Origin of the sequence: Labedella phragmitis (assembly GCF_004078635.1) — a bacterium.
GTDB classification, from domain to species: Bacteria; Actinomycetota; Actinomycetes; order Actinomycetales; family Microbacteriaceae; genus Labedella; species Labedella phragmitis.
In genome coordinates this window covers 243,505-261,174 of sequence record NZ_RZNB01000005.1, presented here as the reverse complement: position 1 = coordinate 261,174, position 17,670 = coordinate 243,505, and the positions used below count along the sequence as shown (strand labels likewise).

Below are 17,670 nucleotides of genomic sequence, written 5' to 3'. Positions count from 1 at the left end.
CAACTAGCCTAGCCGCGTCGCTAGGCTGACGAGGTGAGCAACTCCACCGCCCTGCACACCGACCGCTACGAACTCACCATGGTCGACGCGGCCATCGAGAAGGGCACGGCCCACCGCGAAGCGGTCTTCGAGACCTTCGCCCGTCGGCTTCCGGGCGCGAGACGCTACGGCGTCGTCGCCGGCACGGGCCGGCTCGTCGAGGCGATCACACGGTTCCGGTTCCGCGACGAGGAGCTCTCGTGGCTCGCTGACGCGCAGATCGTCCGGCCCGCCACGATCGACTGGCTCGCCGACTACCGGTTCTCGGGCGACGTCTGGGGCTACCGGGAGGGCGAGGTGTACTTCCCCGGGTCCCCCGTGCTCGTCGTGCAGTCGAGCTTCGCGGAGGGCGTGGTACTCGAGACGCTCGTGCTCAGCATGCTGAATTACGACTCCGCCGTCGCGAATGCGGCGACGCGCATGGTGACGGCGGCCGCCGGTCGCCCCCTCGCCGAGATGGGATCACGACGCGCGCATGAAGAGGCCGCCGTCGCGGCCGCGCGAGCGGCGTACATCGCGGGTTTCGGCGCCACGAGCAACCTCGAGGCCGGTCGCACATGGGGCATCCCGACGATGGGTACGGCCGCGCACGCCTTCACCCTCCTGCACGACTCCGAGGAGGACGCGTTCCGAGCGCAAGTGGCCGCCCTCGGCTCGGGGACGACCCTGCTCGTCGATACATACGACATCCCGACGGCGATCGAGACGGCCGTCCGCGTCGCGGGCACGGGGCTCGGCGCCGTCCGCCTCGACTCCGGCGATCTCCCCACCCTCGTGGTCGAGGTCCGCGAGCAACTGGACTCGCTCGGCGCGGTCGGCACGAAGATCACCGTCACGAACGACCTCGACGAGTATGCGATCGCGGGCTTGTCCGGCTCTCCCGTCGACTCCTACGGCGTCGGCACGTCGCTCGTGACCGGATCGGGAGCACCGGCGGCGGGCATGGTCTACAAGCTCGTGGCGCATCGCGACGACGCCGGCGACTGGGTGTCGGTGGCGAAGGCCTCAGCCGACAAGGTCTCCCTGGGCGGGCGCAAGCGCGCGTACCGCCGCTTCGACGGCGGAGTCGCGAGCGCCGAAGTCGTGCGCACCTCCCCCACGGCCGAAGCGCGCACGGACGAACGAGAACTCCTCACGCCACTGCTCGTGGGAGGGGAACCGATGGAGGACGTCCTCGGAGCCACGGGTGTGGAGCGGGCTCGAGCACACCGGGAGAGCGCCGTCGGGGAATTGCCCGCCGCCGCCTTCCGGCTCACTCGTGGGGAGCCGGCCCTCCCCACCCTCTACGAGTGAGGAGCGGCGCTTCGCCGGCTCAGTCCTTCTTGAGCTTCTCGTAGATCTCTTTGCAGCTCGGGCAGACCGGGAACTTCTCCGGGTCGCGACCCGGGGTCCACTTCTTGCCGCACAGCGCCTTGACGGGCTTGCCGGTCATCGCCGACTCGAGGATCTTCTCCTTGCGCACGTAGTGCGAGAAGCGCTCGTGGTCACCCGGTTCGATCGCCTCGTCTTCGAGGAGCTTCTCGAGTTCGCGGTCGAGCACGCTCGTCGATCCCCCATCGGGCGTACCGGAAGGGTCCATCGTGCTGAAGCTGGGCGTCTGCATGACCCCATTCTACGACCGCCGGCACGCAGGAGAGCCGTTGCGGCTCGAGCTACACGCTCGTCGCGAAGCCGATGATCTCCGGGCCGCGTCGATCGAAGACACGGCCTCCGGCGAGGATGCCGACGATCAGCACCAGCAGACCGGAACCGAGCCCCACGAACAGTGCGACGAGGTGCCAGGAGGGTGATTCGACGAGGCCCCGCGCGGCGAACCAGAACGTCGGGACGGTCAAGGCGATGGTCGCGAGGAGGCTGACGGATTGCGAGACGACGGCGGAGCTTCCACTCGTCTGCGGCTGCTGGAAAGGGCTGTCGCCCGGAAGGACCGCCGCGTACGGGAGTCGTGCGGACACGAGAGAGGAGACGCCGACACCGACGAGCAGCAGCGCCGAGGAGACGCCGACGATCGAGGGGAACGCCCTCCAGTCGCCGTAGACGACCGCCGTCAGCGCCGACCCCGCCGCGACGAGCACCGTCCCGATCAACAGGATCGGCACGGTGCGTCCGAGACGGTCCGCCCAGCCGCGGACACCCGACGCAACGTGCAACCACACGGCGCTCGAGTCGAGCGCCAGCTCGTTGTGGAGGGACCACCCGAGGAACAGGCACATCACGGGCAGCGGGAGCAGCGCGAGCGGTTGAGCCGGCACGCCCGCCACGAGAAGGGGCGCGATCATGAGGAACGGAACGACGGGGATCACGAGGAGAGGCGCGAGATAGCGCGAGTCCCGGGACCAGTAGGTGAGGCTCCGCGCGGCGATCACGCCGACAGGACCGCCGGGAAGCGCATCGAACCAACCGAGCCCGCCGAAGCTCTTCGTCGGGGCCTCTCGGACGGGTGAGACGACGAGCCTCGCGACGAGAGCCTCCCAACCCCGCCACAGCAGAGCGACGGTCGCGACGGCGATGAGGAGCTTGACCGTTGCGGCCCCGAGCGAGCCCGTCGCCGCGTCCCCTGGCGCCGACCAGACCGCGCCGAACGGCGTCCAACTCACGACGGATGCCGCCCGGCCGAAGACCGTGAAGCCCGCGTTCCCCCAGTCCATGCTCGCGAGCAGCGCGAGCGCGGGGATCACGAGGACGATCACGAGCAGCCACAGCATCCCCGTGAACTCGCGCGTGCGTCGATGGGACAGGAAGACCGATCCGACCGCGATGGAGATGCGCCCGAGAAGGACGCACGTGGCGACGGCGAGTAGGGCTGACACGATGGCGAACAGTATCGGCAGCGGCCCGCGAGACCACGTCACGACGGTCGCGAGACTCAGCACGGCCATGACGATCGCCGGGACGCCGAGGAGCGCGGCGATTGCGAGCCCTCGTGCGAGAGGACGCGGTGGCAGCCCGAAGAGCGCGAACGCGCGCGGGTCCATCGGGTCCTCGAGCCGGAAGAGCAACGGCACCGTGGCGAACCCGAGCACGACGAACGAACCGGCGACGACGATGAGGTCGCGAGCGTTTCCCGCTTCGACGAAGCGCAACGCGAACAGGCCGAGTCCGATCGCCCAGACGATCGCGATGCCGAGACCGATCCCGATGAGGAGCCCGAGCATCTGCATGGGCGTCCGACGCAGCGCGCCGAGCGAGGACTGAAGCCTCAGCCGGAGAAGCTGTGCAACCATTCCATCCCCTCCGCCGCTTTCCGCCCGCCCGCGAGTTCGAGGAAGCGTTCCTCGAGCGAGACGGGGCCGCGGACGTCCTCGACCGCTCCGGCGGCGAGCACCTGACCCTCGACGATGATCGCGACGTGATCGCACACCCTCTGGATGAAGTCCATGCTGTGGCTGGAGAGGACGACCGTCCCTCCGTTGTCGACGTAGGTGCGGAGGATCTCGACGATCCGGGCCGCCGACACGGGATCGACCGACTCGAAGGGCTCGTCGAGCACGAGGATGCGAGGCGAATGGATCATGGCTGCCGCCAGTGACACCTTCTTCACCATGCCTGCCGAGTAATCGGAGACGAGGCGACCCATGGCGTCCTCGAGGCCGAAGGCCCGCGCGAGATCCTCCACGCGGCTCCGGACCACGTCGCTCTTGAGCCCCCGCAGCATGCCGGCGTAGTAGAGCAGCTGGGCACCGGTGAGGCGATCGAAGACACGCAAGCGGTCGGGCAACACTCCGATCGTGCGCTTCGCGGCTGCCGGATCGGCCCACACGTCGGTGCCGTTCACCGAGACGGAGCCGGCGTCGGGCCGCAGCAGACCCGTGATCATCGACAACGTCGTCGTCTTCCCGGCGCCGTTCGGGCCGACGATCCCGTAGAACGATCCAGCGTGGACGTCGAGGTCGAGCGCATCGACGGCGTGCGTGTCGCCGAAGCTCTTGGTGAGTCCCCGCACGGCGAGCACGGTGCCGAGCTCCACGGCTCGCTCGTCGCTCCGCTCCTCATCGAGAGGCGTGACCGCGCGACCCTCGACCATGAGCGCGTCGTGCTCCGCCGCGGAGCCGTCGTGGTCGGTTACGGGCGCCGGAGCAGACACGGAGGCACCGGTCGTCTCGCTCGAATCGTCGACGAGGACGCCGGGCGCCCGAGCGTCATCGGCGGAACCCGCGTCGGTGCTCTCGGTCGCGGCGGTCTCGCTCGGAGCGGCCTCGCCGATCGATCGCGACGTGAACAGTCGCTTCAGGCGATCGACAAGACCGACCGAGCGGGTGCTCGTCGGCGTCGTGTCGTGCTCGGATGCCGGGGCCGGCCCCTGCGCGAAGACGACGGCGGCCTCGGCGGCCGAGATGGCCGGAAGAGGAGGAAGAGGAGGAGGCGACGCGGAATCATCGGATGTCGATGGCGCTCCAGCGATCTCGTCGTCCACCAGCGCGTCGGCATCACTGAGCGCGGCGCCCTCCTCAGCGCCACCGTCTGCCTCGCCAGGAGTCTCGGCTACAGGGGCGAGTCCATCCGCGGGCGTGATCGGCTCCTCGGGGGCCGGTGTGGGCGCATCGGGCGCGACATCGCTCTCGACCACGGCGCGATCACTGCCGGAGTCCTCGAGCGTTCCCGTGTCGATCGGATCCGCGGGGCCGGCGACCGCCGGCCCGGCAGCCGCCGCCGAGTCCACCGACGCGTCTTCACCCGGTCCAGCTGCCTCAGCTGCCGCGTCGGCCTCGGCGGCTGCCGCTGCGGCGGCCGCGGCAGCGGCTTCCTTTGCCGCCTTGCGCCGTGCCGCGGCGGCCTTCGCCGCGGCGGAGCGGACCGGATCCGGAGTTCGCTTCTGCGCGCTCGCGGCGGGCTTGCGCGTCGAACCGGCCGACCGGGGACTCTTCGGAGCCGACGCTTGCGGCTCCACGACGGCGTCGGGAGCGTCCGCGGATGCGGCGGCGGATTTCCGACGGTTTGTCGAGGGGGTGGACGACGACTTCGAGGTGGAGGACGATGTCGACCGTGACGACTTCGAGGTTCGCGGCGTCGACGAAGCGGTGCGCGCTGACGACTTCTTCGCGCCCGCACTCCCGCCCGGAGCGGACTCCGGAGTCTGCTCGGAAGGGGTCGACGGCGTCCGCGCGTCGTCGTTCTGAGGGGATTCGGAAGTCACCGCTTAAACCTACCAAGGGCGCTGTGGGCGTGCAGAGCGGTGTCGACAGTCGACGAGACGTCGGGCTGGGAGGAGCCCGAGCGGCGTATCACGAATCCACAACGACACTGTCAACCCTGCTGCCCCCCGCGAGGGTGTCCCGTTATCGTGTACGAGGACATAACGGGGTGTCATCTCATCGACTTTCGGGTGAATTGCGTGTGAACGGCCCAGCGGGCGCCCGCGCCGTCTCCCCCGATTTCCAACGAAGGAGCATTTCGTGACCACTCAGGTAGTGATTCTCGCCGCCGGCATGGGAAGCCGACTCGGACGGTCCCTTCCCAAGCCGCTCACCGAGTTGAGCGACGGCCGCACCATCATGCAGCAGCAGTTCGACAACATCCACCACGCCTTCGGCAAGCGGGCCAAGGTGACGATCGTCGTCGGCTACAAGCTCGAGCACATCGTCGAGGCCTTCCCCGACGCATCGTTCGTGTACAACGAGCAGTACGACCAGACGAACACCTCCAAGAGCCTCCTCCGGGCTCTCCAGGCCTCGCAGCCCGGCGGCGTCCTCTGGATGAACGGTGACGTCGTCTTCGATCCGCAGGTGCTCGACCGCGCGGCTGAGATGATCGCGCGCGACCAGTCCTTCGTGACGGTCAACACGGCGAAGGTCTCGGACGAAGAGGTCAAGTACACGACGAGCGCAGAGGGCTATATCCAGAAGCTCTCGAAGACCGTCAAGGGCGGACTCGGCGAGGCCGTGGGCATCAACTACATCTCGGCCGCCGACAAGGCGACGCTCATCCGTCACCTGCAGCGCGTCGACGCGCAGGACTACTTCGAACGCGGCATCGAGCTCGCGATCGAGCAGAACAACATCCTCGTCGAGCCGGTCGACATCTCGGACCTCTACGCCGTCGAGGTCGACTTCGCCGAGGACCTCGACCGGGCGAACCTCTTCGTCTAGTCGTCACCTCTCCGCAGGACCGGCACGCGCGTCTCGCACGTGCCGGTCCTTTTTTGCGGATAAGTTGGTGCTGTGAGTGGACCAGGACCGGTGAGCCCGACGAGAAGGTCGTCCGCCGCCCGGTACCGCCACGCACTCGTGCTGCTGACGTCGCGCGATCTCCGTGTGCGGTACTCGACGAGTGCGCTCGGCTACGTCTGGTCGATCCTCGACCCCCTCGTGATGGCCGGCATCTACTGGTTCGTCTTCGCCGTGGTCTTCGACCGCGGGGGGAACATCGGCGAGCGTCCCTACATCGTCTTCCTCCTCGTCGCACTGCTGCCGTGGATGTGGTTCAACGGCGCCGTCTCCGACAGCACACGCGCTTTCCTCAAGGACGCCAAGCTCGTCCGATCGACGTCGATCCCACGCACGATCTGGGTGAATCGCATCGTCGCCTCGAAGGGCGTCGAATTCATCGCGTCGCTCCCCGTGCTCGCCGTCTTCGCGATCGTCGCGGGAGCACCGGTCGGACCCGGCCTGCTACTGTTCCCCCTCGCCATGAGCATCCAGGCCGCTCTCACGATCGGAGTGGGCATGCTCGTCGCCCCTCTTGTCGTCTTCTTCCGCGACCTGGAGCGAGCGACCAAACTGGTCCTCCGGTTCCTGTTCTACGCGTCGCCGATCGTGTACGGCACGAGCGACCTCCCGGAACAGCTGCACTTCTGGGCCGCCTTCAATCCGTTGAGCGGCATCTTCGCGCTGTATCGATCGGCGTTCTTCCCGGCACAGTTCGACGGATTCCTCGTCGCCGTCTCCGCCGGGATGTCCCTGCTCATCCTGGCCGTCGGGCTCGTCGTCTTCCGCCGCTGCGAACGCGCCGTCCTCAAGGAGCTCTGATGGCCGACACACCGATCGCGATCGCCGTCTCCGACGTCGGTATCCGTTTCCGGCGCAATCGGCGGGGACGCCGCACGTTCAAGGACCTCCTCGCGGGCCGTAGCCGTCGCTCGCGACCGAACGAGTTCTGGGCCCTGCGCAACGTCGACTTCACCGTCGCGCGGGGCGAATCGATCGGCGTCGTCGGGCGCAACGGACAGGGCAAGTCCACGTTGCTCAAGCTCGTCGCCGGTGTCGTTCTCCCCGACGAGGGCAGTATCGACGTCGTGGGCGGCGTCGCTCCGCTGATCGAGATCACGGGCGGGTTCGTCGACGACCTGTCGGTCCGGGACAACGTGTACCTCACCGCCGGTCTGCACGGCATGACACGCTCGCAGATCGACGCGCGGTTCGACGAGATCATCGGGTTCGCCGAGATCGAGGACTTCGTCGACACTCCCTACAAGCACCTCTCGAGCGGGATGAAGGTGCGCATCGCGTTCAGCGTCATCTCCCAGTTGGACGAACCGATCCTGCTCGTCGACGAGGTCCTCGCGGTCGGCGACCGCGCCTTCAAGGCGAAGTGCTACGCGCGGATCGACGAGATGCTCGCGGGGGGACGGACGCTCTTCTTCGTCTCGCACAACGAGAAGGATCTGCGACGGTTCTGCGAGCGGGGACTCTACCTCGACAAAGGCTCCCTCGTGCTCGACGGACCCATCGGCGACGTGCTCGATCGCTACAACGACGATTACAATCGTCCCGCCGTCGCAGGCTGACGCGAGCGGTCCGACACACGACCGGCCGCCGACACCCGTTCACTGATCGACGGCGTCCTGACACAGTCTCGGCACTGCGGCAAGACACAGGGAGCGGGGGCGACACCGACATAGACTTCACGGGTGAGTCGAGAAGCGAAGGACACCGCTGTGTCGTCGAACGACCAGTCCGCCTGGGTCAAGGGACTCGACCGCGTCCTCGCGGTGCAGCGCCCCGCCGTGGTCGCCTACGTGCGCGGCGTGCGCAAGCGTCATCCCGGTGCGACGCCCGACCAGCTTGTGAGGGTCCTCGAACGCCGCTACCTCGCGGCGATCACCGCCGGCGGTGCCGCGGTCGGCGCGACGGCGATGGTGCCGGCGATCGGCACGGGCGTCACGCTCGCACTGTCCGGCGTCGAGACGGCGGGCTTTCTCGAGACGACGGCTCTCTTCGCGCAGTCGGTCGCCGAGGTCCACGGCGTGACGATCGAGGACCCGGTCCGCGCACGCGCTCTCGTCATGTCGCTCATGCTCGGCCGCACCGGATCCGACCTCGTCAAGCAGTTCACCGGTCAGGCGATGGGGCAGGGGCCCGAACGCAAGGCGTTCTGGGGCGAGATGGTGTCGACGAGCATCCCGCAGGTTCTCATGGGGCCCGTCGTCGACGAGCTCAAGAAGCGATTCCTCCGGAAGTTCGCCGTCAACCACGGCGCTTCGCTCATCGGCAAGGCCGCACCCTTCGGCATCGGGGCGGCGATCGGCGGGGTCGGCAACAACATGGCCGGGCGGCAGGTCGTTTCTGCCGCGCGCACGGCGTTCGGCCCCGCGCCCTACGTGCTCCCCCTCGAACTCGAGACCATCGAGGACGATAGGACTCCGCGCCGGAAGCTGCCGTTCGTCCGTCGTCGCGCCGTCACAGCGGGTCCCGTGTCGCCGGGGGAAGCCGACGCGTCCGGCTTCGACGAACTCTCGGGCGACGACACGGAGTCCGTCGACCGCCGCTAGTCGGTCTCTCCGTCGAGGTCGTCGGATTCCGAGGGGTCGAACGATCTGCTCGCTGTCAGTTCCGTCTCACCATCACCGGCGTGGAGCGCGGCGAACCGGTCCCACTCCGTCATGAGGTGATCGATCGCCGCGTGGAACTTACGCGTCGCCTCGCCCGGCGTCGGGTCGCCGAAGTAGTGCCGGGACCAGTAGTCGATACGCGTCAGTGTCTCGTCGTCGTGCAGCAGCCGCTCCGTCTCGGCGACGATGGTCGGTGCCGCCTCCGCCGTGAGCCACTCGCACGCCGTGAGGTAGCCCTCGGAGTCGACGACGGCGGCGGGGTCGGCCGGGCAGGTGATGAGGAGCGGCTTGCCCGTGGCGAGCCGGTCGTAGACCATCGCCGAGATGTCCACGACCGCGACGTCGGCGGCGGAGATCTGCCACCCGATGTCGGGACCGTCGTCGTACACGTGGTGCGCCGACGGATCCTCTCGGTTCGCCTCCTCGAGCATCGCGACGATGGAGCGCTTCGCGGCGCCGTAGGCGGGGTCCACGACGCCGGAGCGCGGATGCGGCCGGAAAACGACCCGGTGCTGCCCCGTCGCGAGCAGTTCCCGCACGAGGGTCACGCCGTGGGACACGATCGAGCCGTACGCGGCCGACGCGCGGTCCCCCTCCCAGGTGGGCGCGTAGAGCACGACCGTTCGGTCGTCCGGCGTATACGGAAGCGCTCCCGAGAAGTGATCGGCTTGCGGACGACCGATGGGGATGGCGCGCTTCTCGAGGTCGTAGTCCCAGAGGGCCCGACGCAACCGGCCGAGCGCCGCGTCCCCGGCGACGAGACTGTAGTCGTACGCCTTGAACTGGTTGGTCATCATGTACATCTTGTCGCTCTCACCATGGTTGATGAAGACGTGCCACATGCGACCGTACCGGAACATCTGGAAGTTCTTGGCGTTCTGGTTGACGTAGAGGACGATTCTGATGTCCTGCTCGGCGAGCGTCTGCTCGAGCGCTACGACGGTGCGCACGTACGCGACGGGGACGGGCGATTCCTCGAGCAGCGCTGCCGCGGCGGTCGCTCCCCGGCTGAGGATCACGACGGGCCACCGCTTCGCCAGGACCGCGAGCGGCTTATACCACTGCCGAACCTGGTACATGTTGACGCTGCTGTCCGCGAAGTACACGGCGATGCGGAACCGACCGGGCTCGAGGGTCGGACGCGAGGCGAGCGTCTTCGACAGATCACGCGACGCCGATCGCGACGCGAGTGTCCTCCTCAGGAACCGCAACGCTTTCCGTGCATCGGTGAGAAGAGCCATGGGTTCCACCATAACTGCGGAAGATAACGGTCTAGATAACGGGCGGTCGTCCCGCTCGCGCCATCCGCACGACCGTACGCCACGACATCGGCCGTCGTACCCCCGGCGACGTCCGCCACCCCTCCGTCCAGCCGCCGAACCACGCCGAGAGGTCGGCCGGCCGTCGCCACCAGCGCAGAAGTGTCACGGCGGTCCACGATGCGACGTACACGGGAACGAGAGGCATCGGCAGGTTGCGCCGGGCGAGCCAGACCCGGTTCCGCGCGTTCATCCGGAAGTACTCGGCGTGCCGCGTGGGATGGACGATCGGGTGGAGGGCCAGGAGGTCGCCGGCGTACCAGGCGCGCTTCCCCTGGTCCCACACACGCCACGCGAGTTCGATGCCCTCATGGGCGTAGAAGTACTCGTCACCCCATCCACCGGCGCGGTCGAAGACGCGTCGCGGGAGGACGACGGCTGCCTCGAGGCATGAGAAGACGTTGCTCGAGTCGTGGCGGTCACCCTTCCGCATCCGCGGGATCCACCGCGCTGGGGGGTCGTCGTCACCCGGGCCCTCGAGCCGCGGCTGCACGAGACCGATGTCGGGCTGGGCGGTGAGCAGATCGACGGCGTCCGCGAGGAACCGCCGGCTCGGGATACGCGCGTCGTCGTCGAGGAAGAAGACGTACTCCCCCGACACCACGGCGGCACCGCGATTCCGTCCCGCCGGGATTCCGACGTTCTCGGTGGTGCCGAGCCCTCGGACGCCCTTCGGGAGACCGACCGGTTGCCAGCCGTTACCCACGACGACGACGTCGAGCGCGACATCCTCCTGGGCGAGCACGCTCGCGAGACCATCCGCGAGATCGGACGGACGCGTGCCTTGCGTCAGCACCACGACCCCGACGGTCGGCACGCGAAAGTCAGACACTGACCCTCTTCGACGCCATGATCGCGACGAAGTGCCCGACGAGGGTCACGAAGCCGAGCACGAGCAGCCCGACGAGAGTCCAGCGCATCGCGAGCTCGTCTCCCACGAACAAACCCACCACCGCTCCCACGAAGATGACCATCGTCAACTCCACCGAGTGGAAGAGTCGATGGAACGGGACGAACTTCGCCATGCGTCGAGCGACGCTCAGGAGCCCGCCACGGGGTGCGCTCTCCCCCTCGGAGTACGTCAGCTTCGGTGCGCCGAAGTTCGCCCGAGCGACGCGGACCATGTCGTTGAGCGCCTTGTTGAGGATGATGACGAGGGCGAGGAGCGCGCCGAGCGTCGTCCATGCGAAGTCCTCGGGGGCAGTGACCGGATAGCCCGCTGCGCGGATGGCGAGCGCGAGCGGGATGAGCGCCTCCGTCGAGTAGTGACCGACCGCGTCGAGGAACGCTCCGGCGGGAGAGGACGTCCGTCGCCACCGGGCCACTTCGCCGTCGCAGCAGTCCACGAGCATCTGCATCTGACCGAGCACGAGCGCGAGCGCAGCCCCCCAGAACCCCGGGATGAGGAGCGCAGCGGCGACCGACCACCCGGTGAGGATCATGAGCCCGGTGACGCCGTTCGCGCTGATGGGGGTCCGCAGCAGGACCCACGTGAGATAGGGCGACAGGTCCCGGAGGTAGAGCGACGCCGTCCAGTGCTCCGCGTTGCGTCGGCTCCGCACCTCGGGCGGCTGGGCCACTGCCCTCAGCTCCGCGAAGCTGCGCGGCTTCAGCGGCCGCTCAACCGATTCGTGTGTCACTCGCGCCCGCGCCCTTCTTGTACGTCTGCGCCGCGATGTTGCTCGCAAGGGAGAGGTAACCGAGAACGAAACCGATGCCCCAGCAGAAGTGGATACAGGGCAACACTACGAGAAACCACGCGAAGGTCCCGACACCGTCCCGACGGGCGACGAGGGCCGCGGCGACGACGACGATGACGGCGTAGGCCGCGGGGGCCAGCCAGCCGAGCAGGAGCAGCGGGACCGCCTGGCCGGTCACGGCGGTCGCGAGCCCGACGAGACCGAGGACGATCCCGAGGGAGACGCCCACGACGAGCACGGGCGGCGCGAAGTATCGCAGGCTGCGCGAGGCCGCGATGAGCCGCGTGAGCTCGCCCCGCCACAGGCCCGTCGAGAAGAACTGACGGCCGAGTCGCGACAGGGTCGATCGCGGGCGGTAGGTGACTCGCAGCTCGGGCGTGAACCACACCGTGCCACCGCTCGAGCGGATGCGCTCATTGAGCTCCCAGTCCTGGCCCCGCTTGATGCGCTCGTCGAAGAGCCCGACCCGCTCGAGGGCGCTTCGCCGGAAGACCCCGAGATACACCGTGTCCGCCGGCCCCTCAGCTCCTCCCACGTGATGAGGCGTGCCCCCGAGGCCGACTCGCGATCCGTAGGCCCCGGCGACGGCCTTCTCGAAAGCCGTCGTGCCCTGGGCGTCCATGATCCCGCCGACGTTGTCCGCACCGGTCCGCTCGATCGTCTCTACCGCGAGTCGCGCGTAGTCGCGCGGGAGGACCGAATGCGCGTCGACGCGGATGACGATGGGGTGACGCGACGCGCGGATCGCGATGTTGAGCCCTGACGGGGTGGATCCGGCCGGGTTGTCGACCACGGTGATCCGTGGGTCCGCCCGCCCCATCTCCTCCACGAGTTCGTTCGTCCCGTCGATCGAGGGCCCGACCGCCACCACGATGTCGAACTCCCCGGTGTAGTCCTGGTCCAGGAGGCTCTGCACGGCGGCCCGCACATGCGTGACGTCGTTGAGGACGGGCATGACGTAGGAGACGCCCGGCCGAGCCGTCACCGGCTCGTCTCGCCGCGGTCGTTCCATGTTCTCCACTCGCATTCGGGTGCGCCCGAGCTTACCAGGGGGTGTCAGGGCGCCCGTGGTGCGCACAGGCCGACGGCCGCGCCGACGATGTCGGTGCGGCCGTCGAGGAGGCCTGCGTCCTACTGCAGATCGAGCTCGCCGAGAGTCACGTCGACGGTGTAGTCGCGACCATCGCGCTGATAGACGACCGTCGCGCTGGCGCCTGCGGCCAGCGCGCGCACCTGAGCCGTGAGATCGGTCGCCCCCGTGATCGGGACGCCGTTGAACGACGTGACGACGTCTCCCGAGCGGATGCCGGCTTTCTCGGCCGCTCCGTTTGCCGTGACCTCGTCGATGACGGCGCCGGCGACGTCGCTCCCCTCGACGGTCGAGGCGTCGCCGACCGAGGCCCCGAGGAGACCGTGGCTCGCCGAACCCTCCTCGATGATCTCATTCGCGATGCGCTCCGCGACGTTGGAGGGGATCGCGAAACCGACACCGATGCTGCCGGACTGCTCGCTCGAGGAACTCCCCGCGCTCGCGATTGCGACGTTGACACCGATGAGCTCGCCGTTGTCATCGACCAGCGCACCACCCGAGTTGCCCGGGTTGATCGCCGCGTCGGTCTGCACGACGGGCAGTGAGATCGATGCCGTGGCCTGCGAGCCCTGGTCCTCCTGGCCGGGGATCTCGAAGCCCCACTGTCCTCCGCCGTCGCTCCCGTCCTCGCCCTCGGTGGTGTCGGGAACGGCCGAGGAGGCGACGGTGATGCTGCGGTTGAGCGCGCTCACGATACCGTCCGTGACGGTACCGGCGAGGCCGAGGGGAGCACCGATCGCGACGACGGTATCCCCGACGTTGAGCTTCGACGAGTCGGCGAACTCCATGGGCGTGAGGCCGCTCGCGTCATCGAGCTTGATGACGGCCAGGTCGAAGACGGGGTCGGTTCCGACGATCGTGGCGCTGTAGAGACGCCCACTGCTGTCGGTGACCTGGATCGTCGGGTCCGAGACGCTGCCGTCGAGCGTGACGACGTGATTGTTGGTGAGGACGTATCCGTCGTCGCTCAGGACGATGCCCGAGCCGGTCCCCGCTCCGTCGCTCCCGGCGACGGCGATCGTGACGACGCTCGGTGAGGCCTTGGCTGCGACCGCTGTCGTCCGGTTCACGGCCGCGGTGTCGTTGATGGTGACGTTCTGCGTCCCCCCGGCGGAACTCGTCACCGCTGCCGGCGACTGGAGACCGTTCACGAGGGCGAAGGTTCCGGCCCCCGATGCGCCACCGACGAGTGCGCCGATCGCGAGTCCTGCGACGAGCATCGTCGAGCCGCGGCGCTTCGTGGTCGAGCGCGAGGTCGCCGGTGCCGGGACGGCATAGGTCGGGTTGCCGAAGGCGTCACGCGATGTCTGCGCGCCGGTCGTCGGCACACCGGGGCCCGTCGCGCCCGGCTGCGGGTGCCAGTCGCGGTGGTCCCCTGGTCGGCCCGGAGCCGAGGGACCGGCTTGGGCGTTGGGCGCGTATGCCGAATGCGGAGCCGTCGGGGCCGCGAACCGGGCCGACGATCCGTCGGCGACCGGGGGAACCACGGGGGTCGAGCTGGAGACGTTGGGGGCGACGTAGGGGTGGGCCGGCCTCGGCGGGGCGTCGGTGGGCCATTCACTCGTCACGCGGTCGCCTGTCGGCGGGACCGGAGTCGACGTACCGGCTGCGGCGTCGGTCGAACCGGCGGACCGCGTGGGCTCCGTTCCGTCGGCGGGGTTCTCCGAAACCGGTTCGTTCGAGCCGGTGGTGTTCTCGGTCATGGTGTGTTCTCCTTTTTCCAACCGACGCAAGCTTCGCCCTGAAGTCTGGACGTTTGGTCGACCACGTCTGTGAGCGACCTTTGCCCCAGCCGAATCCTCGCCGCTACGTTCTCGACGACGGTTCGCTTCCCTCGTCGAGGATCGCAGAGGAAGGTGGTCGCGGCGTCCTCCCTTGACATCCGCGTTCACGCCCACGCCGTTCCGAGGTCGGTAGCCTGAGGACATGAGCACACTCCAGGGCCCGTGGCGACGCACAGCGGCGGGAGCCGGGCTCCTCCGGCCCGACGGTTCGATCGCTCCCACGATCTTCGCGGAGATGAGCGCGCTCGCGGCGCGAACCGGTGCCATCAACCTCGGGCAGGGCTTTCCAGACGAGGACGGGCCCGTCGAGGTCCTCGAGGCCGCCATCGATGCCGTGTCGGCCGGGAAGAACCAGTACCCGCCCGGGCGCGGCGACCCTCTCCTGCTCGAGGCGATCGCCCGCCACCAGCATCGCTTCTACGCGATCCCCGTCGACCCTGCCTCGGAGATCGTCGTCACGGCGGGAGCGACGGAGGCGCTCGCCGCGTCGATCCTCGCCCTCGTCGAACCCGGTGACGAGGTCGTCGTCTTCGAGCCCTTCTACGACGCGTACGCCGGGTTGGTCGCCCTCGCCGGGGCACGGCTCGTGACGGTGCCTCTGCGTTGGCCCGACTTCCGCCCGGATCACGACGAGCTCCGCCGCGCCGTCACCGATCGCACACGCATCATCCTGGTGAACGACCCTCACAACCCCACCGGAAGGGCGTTCGACCAGGAGACGCGCGAACTCGTCGTCGAACTCGCTCACCGGAATGACGCCTTCATCCTCACGGACGAGGTCTACGAGCACTTGATGTTCTCCGGCGCGCATCGCCCCATCGCCGCCCTCCCGGGCGCCCGGGAGCGGACCATCACCGTCTCGTCGGCGGGTAAGACCTTCAACACGACAGGATGGAAGGTCGGCTGGCTCATCGCTCCCCCGGTGCTCGTGACCGCGATCCTGACCGTGAAGCAGTTCCTCACCTACGTGAACGCGTCGCCGTTCCAGCCGGCGATCGCACGAGGTCTCGACCTGGGCGAGGACGTGTTCGCCGGGATCGCACGGAATCTCGCCGAGAAGCGCGACGTCCTCGTCGACGGGCTGCGGGCCGCCGGATTCGCCGTGTCGGTACCCGACGGCTCGTACTTCGTGATCGCGGACGCTCGCCCCCTCGGCTTCGCGGACGCTCGTGAGCTCTGCGTCTCGTTGCCGGAGCGGGCCGGGGTCGTCGGAGTGCCGGTCACTGCGTTCGTGCGACCGGAGAACCGGAGCGACTACGCCTCGCTCGTCCGCTTCGCTTTCTGCAAGCGACGGGGGGTCCTCGAATCGGCCGTCGACGGACTACGTCGGCTTTCGATCTGACGGATCGCGCCGGGCGGACGACGACCTACTCGATCACCTCGGTCGCGCCAGGGCGCAGGAGTTCGACGAGCGCTGCTTCCCCAGCGTGGCCGCGCGCCGGCCGCGCCGTCCGCCCGTTCTCGTACAGGGTCAGGACGCGCGGATCGATGTAGCTCGAACGTGCGATCGTGGGCGTGTTGCCCAGATGCACCGACGCCGCCTTCACGGCCGCGACCACGGCCTTCTTCCGGGCCGTCATCGTGTCCTGGGGGCCGGTGCGTGCGAGCGATTGCGCGGCCACGGATGATCCGTGCAGCGTGCGGAAGTCCTTCGCGCTGAAGGTCTCTCCGACGAGCCCGCGGATGTAGTCGTTCGCGTCCTCGGCGGACAGCGTCTTCCATCGCCGACCGGTCTTCCACGCGAAGACCCTCGAAGCCTTGCCACGACGACGCCGGAGGGCGCGCAAGACGTCGGCGAGATCGGAGTCGATGATCTCCGAATGCCACTGCTGCGAGCTCTTGCCGGGGAAATGCAGCGTGACGAGGTCACCGGAGAGCAGGAGGTGCTGGCCGAGAAGGGTCGACAGCCCGTAGGAACCGTTCTCGTCGGCGTAGCGGTCGCCGCCGATCCGCGGAGAGACCGTATCGAGGATGCGGAACATCGCGGCGAGGACCGTCTCGCGCGACGTGGGGTCGCCGCGGAGGTGCCGCGTCACGGTCGGGCGCACGCCCGGGAGGACCTCCGCGAAGTCGAGGCAGCGCTCGAACTTGGCGACGTCCTGCTTCTCCCGCCATGCCTCGTGGTAGATGTACTGGCGCCGACCGGCGGCGTCCGTCCCCACCGCCTGGATGTGGCCGTTGGGATACGGCGAGATCCAGACGTCCGACCAGGCCGGCGGGATGACGAGGTCCGTGATCCGGGCGCGGGCAACGGGATCCGTGATCGTGTGACCATCCTCGTCCATGTACCGGAACCCCCGACCGGAACGGCGGCGCGTCCACCCGGGACCCGACGCGACGCTTCGACGCAACCTGACCATGTGGTCAGGCTATGCGGGTGTCCGTTGCAACGCCGCCCCGTGCGAAGCGGCGCCCCTCCTGCTATAGGAGGGGCACTGTTCAGGCCTCTGCGGGATGCGCCGGATGCCGCTGGCGCTGTCATCCTCTGGGCCGGTCACCGCGTCGTGCGCACCACCGCCCTCCGGCAAGTCGTGCTCGAGGAACGAAGCGTCCCGCGTCGACGGCCCCCACCACGTCTCGCGAGAGCGCGCATCCGCCACAATCGACAGACACGCACCGCCCGGTCCGATCGCTCGGCGCTCGAAAGAGAGGGTCGACCTCGTCGTGACCGCCACGTAGAACCATGTGGTTGTGCGTTACGCCGAGGTCGGGCACTGTCGAGGAATCGGCGGCTGCGAACCGCGTCGACTACTTAGCCCGGCAGTGCGCACTCGTTACCGGGAACACAGTCCCTGGGCAAAGGGAAAGGCCCGGAATCGTGATGATTCCGGGCCTTCTTTGTTGCGGGGGCAGGATTTGAACCTACGACCTCTGGGTTATGAGCCCAGCGAGCTACCGAACTGCTCCACCCCGCGGCACAAGAATTTACTCTAGCACGCGGATGAGGAGACGTCCAATCGGGGGCGGCGGA

Annotated in this window: 16 protein-coding genes and 1 tRNA gene; 7 read left to right on the top strand and 10 right to left on the bottom strand. The window is 68.6% G+C overall.

Going from position 1 to position 17,670, the window contains the following annotated elements:
* The first annotated feature begins 33 nt into the window (after window positions 1–33).
* Window positions 34–1,332, top strand: coding sequence for a nicotinate phosphoribosyltransferase (locus ELQ90_RS13285; RefSeq protein ID WP_166409060.1), 1,299 nt, complete (start codon window positions 34–36; stop codon window positions 1,330–1,332).
* A 19-nt stretch (window positions 1,333–1,351) separates the two neighbouring features.
* Here ELQ90_RS13285 and ELQ90_RS13280 read toward each other — a convergent pair whose 3' ends face one another.
* The 3 genes from ELQ90_RS13280 to ELQ90_RS17145 are packed head-to-tail and all read right to left on the bottom strand — an operon-like array spanning window position 1,352 to window position 4,927.
* Window positions 1,352–1,642, bottom strand: a complete 291-nt coding sequence (locus ELQ90_RS13280) for a DUF3039 domain-containing protein (protein WP_424980822.1) — start codon at window positions 1,640–1,642, stop codon at window positions 1,352–1,354.
* Between the two features lie 49 nt (window positions 1,643–1,691).
* Window positions 1,692–3,263, bottom strand: a complete 1,572-nt coding sequence (locus ELQ90_RS13275; protein ID WP_128495759.1) for a hypothetical protein — start codon at window positions 3,261–3,263, stop codon at window positions 1,692–1,694.
* Entirely contained in the window at window positions 3,239–4,927 is a 1,689-nt protein-coding gene (locus tag ELQ90_RS17145) for an ABC transporter ATP-binding protein (RefSeq protein ID WP_341810329.1), read from the bottom strand. The genes ELQ90_RS13275 and ELQ90_RS17145 overlap by 25 nt, the downstream gene beginning before the upstream one ends.
* 58 nt (window positions 4,928–4,985) lie before the next feature.
* Here ELQ90_RS17145 and ELQ90_RS16690 point away from each other — a divergent pair, with 58 nt between their 5' ends.
* The 5 genes from ELQ90_RS16690 (at window position 4,986) to ELQ90_RS13250 (ending at window position 8,746) form a co-directional block, all read left to right on the top strand.
* Entirely contained in the window at window positions 4,986–5,156 is a 171-nt protein-coding gene (locus ELQ90_RS16690) for a hypothetical protein (protein ID WP_166409058.1), read from the top strand.
* 276 nt (window positions 5,157–5,432) lie between these two features.
* Window positions 5,433–6,125 (top strand): phosphocholine cytidylyltransferase family protein, encoded by a 693-nt coding sequence (locus tag ELQ90_RS13265; RefSeq protein ID WP_128495758.1) that lies wholly within the window; start codon window positions 5,433–5,435, stop codon window positions 6,123–6,125.
* 90 nt (window positions 6,126–6,215) lie between these two features.
* Window positions 6,216–7,004: an ABC transporter permease gene (locus ELQ90_RS13260; protein WP_128495757.1), complete on the top strand. Its 789-nt coding sequence runs from the start codon at window positions 6,216–6,218 to the stop codon at window positions 7,002–7,004.
* Window positions 7,004–7,762 carry an ABC transporter ATP-binding protein gene (locus ELQ90_RS13255; protein ID WP_128495756.1) on the top strand — a complete coding sequence of 253 codons (759 nt, stop codon included), beginning with the start codon at window positions 7,004–7,006 and terminating at the stop codon, window positions 7,760–7,762. The genes ELQ90_RS13260 and ELQ90_RS13255 overlap by 1 nt, the downstream gene beginning before the upstream one ends.
* A 123-nt stretch (window positions 7,763–7,885) precedes the next feature.
* Complete coding sequence (locus ELQ90_RS13250) at window positions 7,886–8,746, top strand: hypothetical protein (RefSeq protein WP_128495755.1); 861 nt, start codon at window positions 7,886–7,888, stop codon at window positions 8,744–8,746.
* Here the strand turns inward: ELQ90_RS13250 and ELQ90_RS13245 are convergent.
* The 5 genes from ELQ90_RS13245 to ELQ90_RS13225 all read right to left on the bottom strand — a co-directional run bounded on the left by ELQ90_RS13245 (window position 8,743) and on the right by ELQ90_RS13225 (window position 14,618).
* On the bottom strand, window positions 8,743–10,047 hold the full coding sequence (locus ELQ90_RS13245) for a CDP-glycerol glycerophosphotransferase family protein (protein ID WP_128495754.1): 1,305 nt from the start codon (window positions 10,045–10,047) through the stop codon (window positions 8,743–8,745). The genes ELQ90_RS13250 and ELQ90_RS13245 overlap by 4 nt on opposite strands.
* Window positions 10,048–10,078: 31 nt before the next feature.
* Window positions 10,079–10,957, bottom strand: a complete 879-nt coding sequence (locus ELQ90_RS13240; protein WP_128495753.1) for a glycosyltransferase family 2 protein — start codon at window positions 10,955–10,957, stop codon at window positions 10,079–10,081.
* Window positions 10,950–11,765 carry a CDP-alcohol phosphatidyltransferase family protein gene (locus tag ELQ90_RS13235; RefSeq protein WP_128495752.1) on the bottom strand — a complete coding sequence of 272 codons (816 nt, stop codon included), beginning with the start codon at window positions 11,763–11,765 and terminating at the stop codon, window positions 10,950–10,952. Before ELQ90_RS13235 ends, ELQ90_RS13240 begins: the two co-directional genes overlap by 8 nt.
* Window positions 11,746–12,837: a glycosyltransferase family 2 protein gene (locus tag ELQ90_RS13230; protein WP_128495751.1), complete on the bottom strand. Its 1,092-nt coding sequence runs from the start codon at window positions 12,835–12,837 to the stop codon at window positions 11,746–11,748. The genes ELQ90_RS13235 and ELQ90_RS13230 overlap by 20 nt, the downstream gene beginning before the upstream one ends.
* Before the next feature lie 119 nt (window positions 12,838–12,956).
* Window positions 12,957–14,618, bottom strand: coding sequence for a S1C family serine protease (locus ELQ90_RS13225; RefSeq protein ID WP_128495750.1), 1,662 nt, complete (start codon window positions 14,616–14,618; stop codon window positions 12,957–12,959).
* Window positions 14,619–14,841: 223 nt separating this feature from the next.
* Here ELQ90_RS13225 and ELQ90_RS13220 point away from each other — a divergent pair, with 223 nt between their 5' ends.
* On the top strand, window positions 14,842–16,041 hold the full coding sequence (locus ELQ90_RS13220) for an aminotransferase class I/II-fold pyridoxal phosphate-dependent enzyme (protein WP_128495749.1): 1,200 nt from the start codon (window positions 14,842–14,844) through the stop codon (window positions 16,039–16,041).
* A gap of 25 nt (window positions 16,042–16,066) precedes the next feature.
* On the opposite strand, the gene ELQ90_RS13215 is transcribed toward ELQ90_RS13220, so the two are convergent.
* Both ELQ90_RS13215 and ELQ90_RS13210 read right to left on the bottom strand, forming a co-directional pair.
* A complete protein-coding gene (locus tag ELQ90_RS13215; RefSeq protein ID WP_128495748.1) occupies window positions 16,067–17,059 on the bottom strand; it encodes a DNA topoisomerase IB in 993 nt (330 codons plus the stop codon).
* A gap of 481 nt (window positions 17,060–17,540) precedes the next feature.
* Window positions 17,541–17,614: transfer RNA gene (locus ELQ90_RS13210), tRNA-Met, on the bottom strand.
* Window positions 17,615–17,670 lie beyond the last annotated feature (56 nt).